The organism is Chryseobacterium sp. FR048 (genome assembly GCF_056844665.1).
The window spans coordinates 1068221-1082190 of the sequence record NZ_JBXDSE010000001.1 but is presented as its reverse complement, the minus strand read 5'-3'; the positions used below and the strand labels follow the sequence as shown (position 1 = coordinate 1082190).

Genomic DNA, 13970 nt, shown 5'->3' with positions numbered 1-13970 from the left:
TCCCATTCCGAACACAGAAGTTAAGCCCACCAGCGCCGATGGTACTGCTAACGCGGGAGAGTAGGCCGCCGCCAGTTTTTATTTTATTTTTAAAAAATCCTTTATCGAAAGATAGAGGATTTTTTTTGCTTTATACTTAAGCCTACTCTCAGGATTTACCCCTCTTTACTCTTTGTTCTTTATTCTTTGTTCTTTGTTCTGAATTTATCCCAGTTCTATTCCTTATATCATTACTGTTGTTATCAAACTGTTCTCTTCCAAATATTAAATAATCACCTATTCAGGGAATGTTTTACTTGAGCCAGAATATTGATGGCTATAAGTTTAGGCTAAAGCCTATGGAATTATTTTTTTAATGAGAACGGGCTAAAGCCCGTCCCTATTGAATGATGAAATGTAAGTTCATTATATATTCTGCAGACCATTTTTTACTTTTCCTTTTACTAACATAGCAATCTTCCCTGTAAGACCAGCATACCTCTTCCCCTGCACTTTTCCATCCCGGAGGGATCCAAGACTACTTATCCACAATCCATTCTTTTACCTGATATACCCACAGACTAAACCTAACAGGTTTCTAAAACCTGTTAGGTTTGGAAATCCGCATCATGAGACCTGTAATCCTGTTTTATAATGGGCATTCTGAAATAATACTAACCCTTGAAAGGCTATAGAAAGAATATTGTTCAACTTCCCATTACTATTGATATATTACACGACCCCTAGCCCCGATAGTAACGGTTACCCCGCAACTTGGTTGGGCTGCGATAGGATTTGGTAGGGAAGAGCAATGGCGTGAGGAGTATGAGTGGATAGCGGGATGAAGCTCCTGAAGTTTCATGTGTGGTTCAAAAAACTATTTCCTTCTATTATCCTGTTTTACTCGAATAAAATCAATAAGTTTGTACTAGTTTTCCAAAAATAAATATGATGTCCGGAAACATTCTGATCATCGATGATGAGATCAAGCTCCTTAAGTTATTAGGAATGATCCTTTCCCAAGAGAATTTTAATGTAAAAGAAGCTTCTACGGCACGGTCAGCAATGACAATGCTTGAGCAGTATGATTTTGATGTTGTTTTGAGCGATGTCCGCCTACCTGATGCTTTCGGAGTGGAGCTGATAAAATCGATCAAGACGAAATATCCGCATTTGGAGATTATTCTGATGACGGCATTTGGTAATATCACGGATGCTGTACAGGCTATGAAGAATGGGGCTTATGATTATCTGGTAAAAGGAGATGACAATGAGAAAATTATCCCATTGGTGTACAAAGCCCTGGAAAAAGTAAAGGATAACAGATCAAGAACAGGTCAGCAGATTCATGTAGCTAAAGGATTTGGGCAGATTATTGGTAAGTCTCCCTCTATCTTACAGGCAAAAAAGCTTGCTGAGAAAGTTGCTTTGACGGATGCTGCAGTTCTTTTAACTGGAGAAACAGGTACTGGAAAGGAAGTTTTTGCCAATGCGATTCATGAGGGGAGTGAGAGGAAGAAAAATAACTTTGTAGCGATCAACTGCTCAGCCTTCAGCAAGGAAATTCTGGAAAGTGAACTCTTTGGTCATAAACAGGGGGCTTTCACGGGAGCAATAAAGGATAAGAAAGGTTTAATTGAGGAGGCAAACGGAGGTACTTTATTTCTGGATGAAATTGGTGAAATGCCCATAGAACTCCAGGCAAAGCTGCTCAGGGTACTGGAGACCAGAGAATTTATCAAAATGGGAGAAACGAAGGTCTCAAGATCTGATTTTAGACTTGTTGCAGCTACCAATAGGAACCTTGAAGAAGAGATAAAGAACGGTAATTTCAGAGAGGATCTTTATTTCAGGTTGAATGTATTTGAGATTATCCTTCCTTCACTCCGGGAACGAAAAGAGGACTTAAAAATGCTGGCTAAAAATTTTATTGACCAGTTTTCTCATAAATTGCATTTAACCTCTGTAGAAGTAACCGCGGATTATTATAAAACCCTGGAGAAAAACGATTGGAAAGGGAATATCCGTGAGCTGAGAAATGCTGTGGAGCGCAGTATGATTTTGATGGACAATAATGTACTGGATACAGATAGTCTTCCTCATTATTCAGAAAAAGCGGTTCCGGAAAGTGATTCTTTAAGTATAAGATCACTAGAAAAAATCCATATTCAAAAGGTTTTACAGTATACCAAAGGAAACAAAGCAGAAGCAGCCAGGCTTCTTGAGATTGGTATTGCCACCTTATACCGTAAACTGGAAGAATACGGATTGAAATAAATACATTTTATCATTTTAATAAAGAGCCTATCATTTTGATAGGCTTTTCTGTTTTTATACTGAAGTTAAATTGTGTTTAATATGTTGTAAATCAGTTTTTTAATTGATCCGTTTTCAATTTGGAATTTCTTTTGGCATATCAGGTTTGAATAAAATATTTAAAAATGACAATTTCAAGAAAAACGTTTAAAAAACGGGAGCATTCTACTTTTAGTTTGCTGATTGTATCGTACGTATTGTTTACTCTTTTAACCTTAATGATAAAGATATGATGCTGATAAGTTTAGTTCTGCTCTTTGCAGTATTGTTCTGGCTTTTATATAAATCAGTTGAATTTTTTGATAAGATATAAAATTATGTGGAGTCTATTTTTCCTCTCAATACTTGCCTTTGTGTACATCTGTTATGTTTTAATGAAACCTGAAAAATTTTAGAGATCATGAATACAGAAATTTTAGGCATCATAGCAATGTTTGCTATCACATTAGTTATCGGAATATTTTTAGGTAAATATATTGCTAATGTCTATGGATACAAAAGAACTTTTCTAGATCCGGTTTTCGAACCCATTGAAAAGTTAATTTATAAAATATCGGGAATTAACCCCCATCGTCAGATGAACTGGAAGCAGAATATGTATGCCATGCTGGCTATTAATCTGGTTTGGTTTATCATTGGTTTCATTCTTCTTCTGACTCAGGCCTGGCTGCCTCTAAATCCGGATGGGAATCCCAATATGTCTCCTGATCTGGCTTTCAATACAACCATTTCATTTTTAGTCAACTGTAACTTACAGCACTATTCAGGAGAAACGGGAGTAAGTTATCTGAGTCAGCTTTATTTGATGTTTTTACAATTTGTCACTGCCGCAACGGGAATGGCTGCAATGGCTGTTCTTTTCAAAGCTTTTAAAGAGAAAACAGCTACGGAATTAGGTAATTTCTATGATTTTTTCACCAAATCGATGATCAGAATCTTAATCCCGATCAGTGTAATTGTTGCTTTCATCCTTTCTATGAACGGAAGCCCGATGACCTTTGAAGGTAAAGATCATATTACCACGCTGGAAGGCAATAAAATAGACGTTTCCAGAGGCCCGGTAGCTGCTTTTGTAGCGATTAAACATTTAGGGACCAATGGAGGTGGTTTCTTCGGTGCCAATTCTGCCCATCCGCTTGAAAATCCAAATTATATAACGAATATGACAGAGATGGTCACTCAGATGATCATTCCGTTTGCATTGGTGTTTGCATTAGGTTTTTATTTAAACAAAAGAAAACTATCGTGGGTGATTTTTACGGTAATGACCGTTGGTTTTCTGGCACTTGCCGTTCCCAACATTGTTAACGAAACAGGAGGAAATCCTCTCATTACAAAGATGGGAGCAGATAACAGTCTGGGCGCAATGGAAGGAAAGGAAATCCGATTCGGAAGCGCTGCATCAGGATATTGGAGTATTGCCACAACCGTTATTTCAACAGGTTCTGTCAACTCTATGCACGACAGTACAATGCCTCTTTCAGGAATGAATGAACTGCTGGCGATGATGATCAACTGTTTCTACGGAGGCTGTGGTGTCGGAATTCTGAACTATTTCATCTTTATCATTCTCGCCGTATTTATCAGCGGTTTGATGGTAGGACGAACGCCGGAGTTTATGGGTAAGAAAATTGAAGCCAAGGAAATGAAAATTGCGATGATTGTAGCATTGTTTCACCCGTTCCTGATTCTTGTAGGGACAGCGTTAACTGCCTATCTGCCGGAATTTGGAGCAAAAACACTGAACAATCCGGGCTTCCATGGCTTCAGTGAAATGCTGTACGAGTTTACTTCTTCTTCAGCCAATAACGGATCCGGATTTGAAGGACTTGGAGACAATACCCCATGGTGGAATATCTCAACAGGAATTGTACTGTTACTCTCAAGATTTATCCCAATCATAGGCCCTGTGGCCATAGCAGGTTTACTGGCACAGAAAAAATTCATCCCGGAAAGCTCAGGAACACTGAAAACGGATACAGCTACTTTCGGCTTTATGACATTGGCGGTTATCCTGCTTATTGCAGCCTTATCATTCTTCCCGGCATTGACATTAGGCCCTATTGCAGAGCAAATCCAGTATTTCTCAAAATAAATATAAACAGTAAAAATTAAGATCAATAATAAACCATTAAGGAAGCTGAAATGTTTGAGGAAGTTAGTCTTATACTTACTGAAACGTTCACCATAATATTATCCATTTCCATTTCCCTGCAGTTCGCTGACCTTGATGGTTACTATTGATTTAATGATATAAACTCTTTCAAAAAAAATGAAAAATCAATCACAAACATTGTTTCAAAGAGATTTGGTAAACGAAGCGATCAAACAGTCTTTCGTGAAACTGAATCCGAAAATTATGTTTAAAAATCCAGTCATGTTTCTGGTGGAGATCGGAACAGTTGTGATGTTTATCGTAAGCATGTTCAGCCTCACTGGCGATAAAACCCAGGGAAGTTTCTCGTATAATTTTTTAGTATTCATCATATTATTTTTTACGGTTCTGTTTGCCAATTTCGCAGAAGCCATTGCAGAAGCCCGGGGAAAAGCACAGGCCGATACGCTCCGAAAAACCCGTGAAGAAACCCCTGCTAAATTAGTGCTAGATAACAAACCCGGATTTCAGGTAGAAACTGCGCTGAAAATGTCTGCAGAAATGAAATTGGGAGATATTTTCCTTTGTGAGGCCGGAGATCAGATTCCGATGGATGGCGAGATCATTGAAGGGCTGGCAACCATTGATGAATCTGCCATTACCGGCGAAAGTGCTCCCGTGATCCGTGAAGCCGGAGGAGATAAAAGTTCTGTAACAGGCGGTACAAAAGTATTGTCAGACAGAATAAAAGTAAAAGTAACAACAAGACCCGGGGAATCTTTCCTGGATAAAATGATTGCCCTTGTAGAAGGAGCATCAAGACAAAAAACACCCAACGAAATCGCATTAACCATATTGTTAGCAGGATTTACCCTGACCTTTATTATTGTAACCCTCACTTTAAAGCCTTTTGCAGATTATGCGCAGACTCCCATTACGATTGCGGCATTTATTTCACTTTTCGTCTGTCTCATTCCGACAACGATCGGGGGACTGCTTTCTGCAATCGGGATTGCGGGTATGGACAGAGCTTTGAGAGCCAACGTAATTACCAAAAGTGGAAAAGCGGTGGAAACTGCAGGAGATATAGACGTTCTTTTGCTTGATAAAACAGGAACCATCACCATCGGAAACCGTAAAGCAACACAATTTCACCCGGCTAACGGAATTCAGCTTGAAGATTTCATTAAAGCCTCTGCATTGAGTTCTGTAGCGGATGAAACACCGGAAGGAAAATCTATTATTGAACTTAGCCAGCTGAAATCAGAAGATTTACTGGTTCCCAATCCAATCTATATAGATTTTACAGCGGAAACCAGAACCTCCGGAATCGATTTTGAAGACACAAGAATCCGAAAAGGTGCCTATGACACGATAAAAAAACTGACTGAAAAAACCGGGAATCTTTTCCCTCAGGAAACCCAGGATGCTGTGACCAAAATTTCTGAAAACGGAGGAACTCCTTTGGTGGTCGCCGTTAATGAGAAAGTATGGGGAGTAATTGAACTTCAGGATATTATTAAAACCGGTATCCAGGAACGTTTCCAAAGATTGAGAAAAATGGGGGTGAAAACAGTGATGGTAACCGGAGATAACCCTTTAACGGCAAAATTTATTGCAGAGAAAGCAGGAGTAGATGATTTTATTGCCGAAGCAAAACCTGAAGATAAAATGAACTATATCAAAAAAGAACAGCATGAAGGTAAGCTGGTAGCGATGATGGGGGATGGAACGAATGATGCTCCGGCATTGGCTCAGGCAGATGTAGGTGTTGCCATGAACAGCGGAACACAGGCTGCCAAGGAAGCCGGAAATATGGTTGACCTTGATAATGACCCTACCAAGTTGATCGAAATTGTAGAAATCGGAAAGCAGCTGCTGATGACGAGAGGAACATTGACGACATTCAGTATTGCCAATGATGTGGCAAAGTATTTTGCCATTATTCCGGCGTTGTTTATCACATTTATTCCTTCCCTTCAGAAACTGAATATTATGAATCTTCACAGCCCGGAAACAGCCATATTATCTGCGGTTATTTTCAATGCGGTGATCATTCCGTTCCTGATTCCGCTCGCTTTAAAAGGCGTAGCCTACAAACCGATCGGAGCCAGTGCATTGTTGAGAAGAAATCTTCTGATCTATGGTTTGGGAGGAGTTATTGTTCCTTTCATCGGAATCAAAATCATTGATTTGATAATCAGTTTATTCTATTAAAATTAAAAAAATGAAAAATCATATTATTTCAGCATTCAGATTAACGCTTGTGATGTTGATTATTGTAGGTATTTATTTGGGTATTGTCTATGGAGGCTCAAAAATTTTACCTACTCAGGGAAATGCAGAGATCATTAATTATAAAGGGCAGAAGTTCTATGCCAATATCGGGCAGGAATTCAAATCTGACAAATATTTCCATGGGCGTCCTTCTTCCGTCAACTATAATGCTGCAGGAAGTGGGGGAAGCAACAAAGGTCCAAGTAATGAAGAATACCTGGAAACTGTACAGAAAAGAATTGATACTTTAAAAATGAAAAACCCTGGCATGGGAAATGAAAAAGTTCCGGTAGAACTTGTAACCGCAAGTGGAAGCGGCCTGGATCCGGATATTTCTGAAGAAGGTGCATTATATCAGGTAAAGAGAATCGCAAAAGAGAGAAATCTTTCTGAAGAACAGATCAAAAATGTAATCAATACTCAGACTGAAAAGCCATGGCTTGGACTTTTCGGCCCATCAAAAGTGAATGTCCTAAAGCTTAATATCGCTTTGGATCAATTAAAATAATTAACCATTAACCGTGTGCCAAGGTTTTAAACCCAGACACGGTTAACATCCTCTCAACTAACGTGAAAAAATATCTAGTTATAAGTGCTTTATTAGGACTATTTTTCTCCAAAGCACAGTCATCAGATTCATTAAAAACAGGAAATAAACTTACATTTTCCGCTTATGCAGAACTTTTTTATACCTATGATTTTAATAATCCAAATAATCATCTTCGTCAGAATTTTTTATACTCATATAACAGACATAATGAAGTGAATCTTAACCTGGGGCTGGTAAAAGCCGCCTATCAAACGGAAAACCTGCGTGCCAATCTGGCTCTGATGGCAGGAGCTTATGCTCAGGATAACATGGCTGCAGAACAGCAAGGGCTTCGATATATTAACGAGGCAAACATAGGAATCAGAATTTCAAAAACCAAAAATCTATGGGTGGATGTAGGGATCATGCCTTCTCATATCGGTTGGGAAAGTGCTATAGGAAAAGATAATATCAATCTGACAAGAAGTTTTGCTGCAGAAAATTCGCCTTACTTTGAAACAGGAGCTAAAGTTTCCTATACCTCAGATAATGGGAAATGGTTTGTAAGCGGATTGATCCTGAATGGCTGGCAGCGTATTGCAAAACCGGAAGGAAATCAGAGTATTTCTTTTGGTCATCAGGTAACCTATAAACCGAATGATAAAATTACCCTGAACAGCAGTTCCTTCATTGGGAACGACAAGGTAAAAGAAGATAAAAGAATGCGTTACTTTCACGATCTTTATGGAAGCTTTCAACTGACAGACCGGTTTTCAGCCTTATTGGGATTTGATATTGGCGCAGAACAAAAGATGAAAGGAAGTGAGCAGTATAATATCTGGTACAGTCCGAACGTACAGATGAAATACCAGCTTGATGATAAATGGGCACTCGCTGGAAGACTGGAGTATTATAATGATAAAAAAGGAGTGATCATCAATACCGGAACTCCCAACGGATTCCAGACTTTCGGGTATTCTCTGAATGTGGATTATGCTGTTTTCAAAAATGTGGTTTTTCGTACAGAGGCAAGAGGTTTTACATCTAAAGATGCTATTTTTGTGAAGAACGATGAATTTAAAAAAGGAAATTTCTTCATAACATCCAGTTTAGCGGTATGGTTTTAAAATGGGTTTAGCCACAGGAAAAAGTGCTTAAAATAAATTTAAAAAGAATAAAATCAATGTCATCAGCAAAAGATTTTTTAGAACTGATCCAAAAGTCCCGTAAAGGAAAATTCAAAATCTATATCGGGATGAGTGCAGGCGTAGGAAAGACTTTCCGTATGCTTCAGGAGGCGCATTCTCTTTTACGAAATGGCATTGATGTAAAGATTGGCTATATCGAAACCCACGACCGGGAAGAAACGGTAGCCCTTGTAGAAGGTCTTCCTGAGATTGGCAGAAAATCGGTTTTTTATAAAGGAAAAAATCTGGAAGAAATGGATCTTCAGGCTATTATCAATGAACACCCTGAAGTAGTCCTGGTGGATGAGCTGGCCCATACCAATGTAGAAGGCTCCAAAAATAAAAAAAGATGGCAGGATGTATTGGAAATTCTTGATAACGGGATCAATGTGATCAGTGCCATGAATATCCAGCATATTGAAAGCCTGAATGAAGAAGTAAAGAAAATTACCGGAATAGAGGTGGCTGAAAGAGTTCCAGATAAAATTCTGGCTTTGGCGGATGAAGTAGTAAATATAGACCTTACTGCCGATGAACTGCTGACCCGTCTGAAGGAAGGTAAAATTTATAAAAAAGAGAAAATTCAGACAGCCCTTACGAACTTTTTTCAAAGCGGACATATTCTGCAGCTTCGGGAACTGGCCTTAAAAGAAGTGGCTACTCACGTAGAAAGAAAAGTAGAAACTGAAATCAAGACCGAGAACTTTAAACCTATAAAATTCCTGGCCTGCATCAGCAGCAATGAGAAGATTGCCAAAACGATCATTCGGAAAACGGCGAGACTGGCTAGCTATTACAACAGTCCGTGGACGGTTCTCTATATTCAGAAACCTTCTGAGAATCCTGAAAAAATTGCTTTGGATAAGCAGAGGTATTTGATTAATAATTTTAATTTAGCACAGGAATTAGGGGCAAAAGTGGTCCGGATCAAAGAAAACAGTGTTCACAACGGAATTCTGGAATATGTGATCGCTCACAATATCACGACCGTCTGTATTGGAAAACCCCATGCAAAATTCTGGCAGCGGCTGTTGGGATATAGCTGGATCTATACCCTGATGAACCGATTGAATGAAAGACAGATAGATATTATTATTTTATCTTAAATGTAATAAAATCGCAATGATTTGGAAACACAAACACCGATAAAGATGACGCGATTGCATATGTCTTTTAAAAAGCAATAAGTATCTTCATATGAAACTTAAAACGAAACTTACCTTAGGCGTTGGCCTTTTATTTCTGCTGATCGTTTTGCTGTCAGTGATAGGTTCTGTATATATCAACAAATTAAAATCCGATACCGAAAAGATCCTTACCGCCAATTACAACAGTCTGGAGTTTTCCAAAAATATGCTTCTGGCATTGGATAATATCAGTACAGACAGTACCGTTGCCGTAGCCGATTTTCAGAAAAATAATAAGTTACAGGAAAAGAATCTTACTGAATTTGGAGAGAAAGAAGCCACTCAGAATCTGAATCTGCACTTCAGCAGTTACCTGAAAGAACCTACTTCCGATAAAGAAAAACTGATCCGTGAAGATCTGGCCAGAATCATGTCTTTGAATATGAAAGGCATTGAACGTAAAAGTGATATTGCCATCATTACGGCAGAAAATGCAACTTTCTGGATCGTGAGTTTAGGAACCGTATGCTTTCTGATCGCTTTTATTCTGTTGTTCAATTTACCTCAGACTATTGCGGAGCCTATCAATCAGCTTACGTTCAGTATCAGACAGATTGCTGATAAAAATTATAATGAAAGGGTACATTTCAAAGGAAGTGAAGAATTCAGTGGGCTTGCAGAATCATTCAACACAATGGCAGAGAAACTGCAGGAGTATGAAAGCAGTACACTCTCCAAACAGCTGATGGATAAAAAAAGGATTGAAACGTTGGTCAACAATATGCACGATGCTGTCATTGGTCTGGACGAAAATCATTTTATCTATATGATCAATGATGAAGCGCTCAAGATTACCAATCTTCATAAAGAAGAGATCATAGGAAAGACAGCTCATGAAGTGGCGATCAACAATGATCTGATCCGGGAACTGTTGAAAAATATAGACCATCCGGTAAAAGATCCTATTAAGATTGTCCGTGATAATAAAGAGAACTATTTCGAACAGGATATAGTTCCTATTAATATCATCAAAACAGGGGAAAAAGAGAAAAAAAATATCGGAAAAGTAATTTTGTTACGAAATATTACCCCTTTCAAAGAGCTTGATTTTGCCAAAACCAATTTCATTGCTACCATTTCCCATGAATTGAAAACACCGATTTCCGCCATAAAAATGGGAGTACAGTTACTCGGCAACCAAAAATTCGGGGAATTGAATGAACAGCAACAGGAACTTCTGAAGAGCATCAACGAAGACGGGCAGCGTTTATTAGACATTACAGGGGAACTGCTCAATCTCTCTCAGGTTGAATCCGGAAACATCAGATTGACGGTAGAAAAATGTTCTCCCAAAGATATTGTACAGGCAGCTGTGAAAAATGTTGAAAAGCTGGCCGAACAGAAAAATATTTCCATCAGTACAGAGTTCCTGCAAGAAGACAGTGACCTTGTAATGGCTGATTTTGATAAAACAGTCTGGGTAATGAATAATTTCCTTACAAATGCCGTGAAACATTCATTTCAGGATGAAGCAATACGGATCCTGGTGGAAAAATACAATACCTTCATTCAATTCAGTATTATAGATACCGGAAGCGGTATTGATGAAAAATACCATCGTCAGATCTTTGACCGCTATTTTCAGGTTCCCGGGGAACATCAGAATGGTACGGGGCTTGGCCTGGCCATTTCAAAAAATTTCATTGAGAAACAGCATGGCGAAATTGGAGTAAGGAGCTCTTTAAATCATGGGAGCACATTCTATTTCAGATTGCCGGTGTCATAAAATTGTTAGATACAATCAACCCTTATAGGTGAATCCTGTAAGGGTTATTTTTTGCAGAATAGTCCTGATTTTTCTAAAGTTTTATATATTTGAATCTAAGAAAATTCAATCCTAGTATAATAAGCATGAAGGAAGTTCATTTCTATTCCAGTAAAATCAAAAGCCTGTTCCTGATGATCCTTTCGGGGATTTTCACTTTGGGACTTTGGCGCATCGATTTTGGAAAGGAAAACTTGCCGCTTGCTGGTGTTCTTTATCTTGCCCTTGTCCTTTTTGCATTTGGATTTGTTTATGCTGGCCTGTTGCTATTCCGGAGAAAACCTTTATTGACCATTACTGACCAGCAGTTGATCATTTATAATGTATTGAGAAAACCGACGACCATCGATTTTGATGACGTTCTTCTCTTTTGCACCTCGGACATAAAGCATTTCTGGATCAAAACAGCCGAGTTTATTCATATTGTCCTTAAGCACCCAAAGAAAAATTCCAGTTTATTGAATGCTATTTTTTCAAAGCTGGCCCTGAACTCGGAGAGTATTCAATACAGTATCCAGACAGATATGCTGAATGTAAAAGTGAAGGTCTTACTGGAACTGCTTCAAAATAAGATTAGGCCTTACAGTCTTTTGGATAAAAGAAACCCAAGAAACTATTATAAAGGGTAAATGAAATTTTATAAATTTGATTATCAATTCATTGATGATGAACACATCAGATTTAAAACTTGACTTAATCAATCGCATTACTCAACTAAAAGAAGCCAGAATAGTTGAAGAAATTCAGAAAATCTTAGATTTTGAATTGGATCAGAATGACTATATTCTTAATGAAGCCCAAAAAGAAAGAATAGCCGAAGCAAGAGAAGAATATAAGAACAAAACATATCTTACCGAAGATAAAGCTAATTATATTTGTGACAAATTAATAAGATGAAGAGAACTGTAAATGGGTTACTTGCATTATTTTGTATTTTGAGTGTTCAGCTTTCTGCACAGACCTTCACAATAGAACAGTTGAAAGGGTTCAACAAACTGGGGATGGCTGAGTTTAAAAAGGAAATGAAGCAGTTGAATTTTAAATTTTATGACAGAACAGAAGGTTTGGGATTTGTATTGAATGAATATGAAAGTCCGGATTATCAATCTAAGGTCGGAAAATTTGAATATGCTACAGAAAAATCAAGTGACAGAATTGAATTTGAATTTAAAACTAAAAACGAATACGAACAATATCTAAGAATTATAAAAGAAGCGGGATATAAAGAAAAGGAGAAAGGAAAAATCATTACTAAAGAACCTTATGTTGACTATTACAATAATAAAGAACATATAAGGTTGATTTTGCCGAAAACAGAAGAGACCATTTCCTATACGATCATTGTTTTTAAATAATATATGAATGCATTAGAAAGATCCGTTGAATATCTTTATGAGACGTTCTCTACTTATCCGCTTGTGCCTAAGATGAACGGATGTCCGTGCTGTGTTTCGGAAACAGATAAGGAAAAGCTTCACATCAGGCCATTGAGAGATTTGGAAGAGCATGATCTTTTAAGGTATGTATTTAAAGCTTTGACCACCTGGGGAAATGTTGAAGATTTTAAACATTTCCTCCCCAGAATACTGGAAATTTATGCGAAGGGAGGTTTTATAGCCTATACTGATACCCTGTTAGGTAAATTAGAATATGGAAAGTTTGGAACGTGGCCGGAACATGAAAGATCTGCCGTTGAAGCTTTTCTTTGGCAATGGTGGCAGCATCGTATAGAAACCCAACCTTATTTTGATCATGAAGCCTTTACCGGGATCTATAAAATAACCGGAGACCTTGACCGAATGTTGAAATGCTGGGAAACTGATTTTCAGAAAAACGGATTCAGAGTTCTTGTTGATTGTATTGATCATTATTACTTTGATCTGATTTATGAAAGGAAAAATTTCAAGGACTTCAAAGAAGACGACATAAAAAAAATCAATTCCTGGATTGGAAAAAACAAGACCAGTCTTGAAGAAGGATTTTTTTATTTTGAAAATAGAGATCCAGAATTTGCCGGGAATATTTCTAATACATTGTTTAGTGTAGAAAAGAACTATAAAAACCTGAAATAAATACCGTTAGCCAATGGGAATTTTTATTATTTATGTCCTTTCAGTTTTTGGGCTGGCCAATCTGTATTATTTTCAGTTTTCCCGTAAAAAGAAAAAGACCTGGAAAAAGACGATGCTAAGACTTATGTTGACTTTTTCAGGGTTAATCCTTATTACGGCATGTATTCTGAGTGTCGTAGATGTAGATAAAAAGATTGAAAATGTAGGTACTTTTTTTGCTTTTCTGGTGATCGGGAATGTGATGATGATCGTTTACCTGCTATTCCTTTTGTCAATTAATAATATGGTTGATAAACTGATTCCATTTGTTAAAACGTACGGAACTTACACATTTGTATTTTCTCTGGCCGCATTTTTTGGAATTCCTTTACTTACTTTTTTTATGGTATATGGACTTCAGGGGCTGTTTGAAACCTGGAGTAAATATTTTACGATTACTATTCTTCCTTAATTTTACGTTTGCAGCGGCGTTAACACTTAGCCAAGAATGCTGATTGGATCCTCTAGCTGAATGAAATGCCTTTGCGATCAAAAACGGGCATCATGTTGTATAGTCTCTCTGT

12 protein-coding genes and 1 rRNA gene are annotated in these 13970 nt (G+C 37.8%); all 13 read left to right on the top strand.

Features of this window, described 5'->3' with window-relative positions; genetic code table 11:
• Nucleotides 1-77 (top strand): 5S ribosomal RNA (rrf, locus tag AC106K_RS04915); the annotation flags it as partial.
• A gap of 853 nt (nt 78-930) precedes the next feature.
• Entirely contained in the window at nt 931-2256 is a 1326-nt protein-coding gene (locus AC106K_RS04910; RefSeq protein ID WP_482443545.1) for a sigma-54-dependent transcriptional regulator, read from the top strand.
• A 439-nt stretch (nt 2257-2695) separates the two neighbouring features.
• The gene (gene kdpA, locus AC106K_RS04905) at nt 2696-4390 is read left to right on the top strand and encodes a potassium-transporting ATPase subunit KdpA (protein ID WP_482443535.1); all 1695 of its coding nucleotides are present in this window, start codon (nt 2696-2698) and stop codon (nt 4388-4390) included.
• A gap of 177 nt (nt 4391-4567) precedes the next feature.
• Nucleotides 4568-6607, top strand: coding sequence for a potassium-transporting ATPase subunit KdpB (gene kdpB / locus AC106K_RS04900; RefSeq protein WP_482443534.1), 2040 nt, complete (start codon nt 4568-4570; stop codon nt 6605-6607).
• A gap of 10 nt (nt 6608-6617) precedes the next feature.
• Complete coding sequence (gene kdpC, locus AC106K_RS04895; protein ID WP_482443533.1) at nt 6618-7175, top strand: K(+)-transporting ATPase subunit C; 558 nt, start codon at nt 6618-6620, stop codon at nt 7173-7175.
• 62 nt (nt 7176-7237) lie between these two features.
• Nucleotides 7238-8323, top strand: coding sequence for a porin (locus AC106K_RS04890; RefSeq protein WP_482443532.1), 1086 nt, complete (start codon nt 7238-7240; stop codon nt 8321-8323).
• Between the two features lie 56 nt (nt 8324-8379).
• Complete coding sequence (locus AC106K_RS04885) at nt 8380-9489, top strand: sensor protein KdpD (protein WP_482443531.1); 1110 nt, start codon at nt 8380-8382, stop codon at nt 9487-9489.
• A 91-nt stretch (nt 9490-9580) separates the two neighbouring features.
• A complete protein-coding gene (locus AC106K_RS04880) occupies nt 9581-11296 on the top strand; it encodes a HAMP domain-containing sensor histidine kinase (protein ID WP_482443530.1) in 1716 nt (571 codons plus the stop codon).
• A gap of 125 nt (nt 11297-11421) precedes the next feature.
• The gene (locus tag AC106K_RS04875) at nt 11422-11964 is read left to right on the top strand and encodes an STM3941 family protein (RefSeq protein ID WP_482443529.1); all 543 of its coding nucleotides are present in this window, start codon (nt 11422-11424) and stop codon (nt 11962-11964) included.
• A gap of 34 nt (nt 11965-11998) precedes the next feature.
• The gene (locus AC106K_RS04870) at nt 11999-12232 is read left to right on the top strand and encodes a hypothetical protein (protein ID WP_482443528.1); all 234 of its coding nucleotides are present in this window, start codon (nt 11999-12001) and stop codon (nt 12230-12232) included.
• On the top strand, nt 12229-12690 hold the full coding sequence (locus AC106K_RS04865; RefSeq protein WP_482443527.1) for a hypothetical protein: 462 nt from the start codon (nt 12229-12231) through the stop codon (nt 12688-12690). Before AC106K_RS04870 ends, AC106K_RS04865 begins: the two co-directional genes overlap by 4 nt.
• A 3-nt stretch (nt 12691-12693) precedes the next feature.
• A complete protein-coding gene (locus AC106K_RS04860) occupies nt 12694-13407 on the top strand; it encodes a hypothetical protein (RefSeq protein ID WP_482443526.1) in 714 nt (237 codons plus the stop codon).
• A gap of 13 nt (nt 13408-13420) precedes the next feature.
• Nucleotides 13421-13858, top strand: a complete 438-nt coding sequence (locus AC106K_RS04855) for a hypothetical protein (protein ID WP_482443525.1) — start codon at nt 13421-13423, stop codon at nt 13856-13858.
• Nucleotides 13859-13970 lie beyond the last annotated feature (112 nt).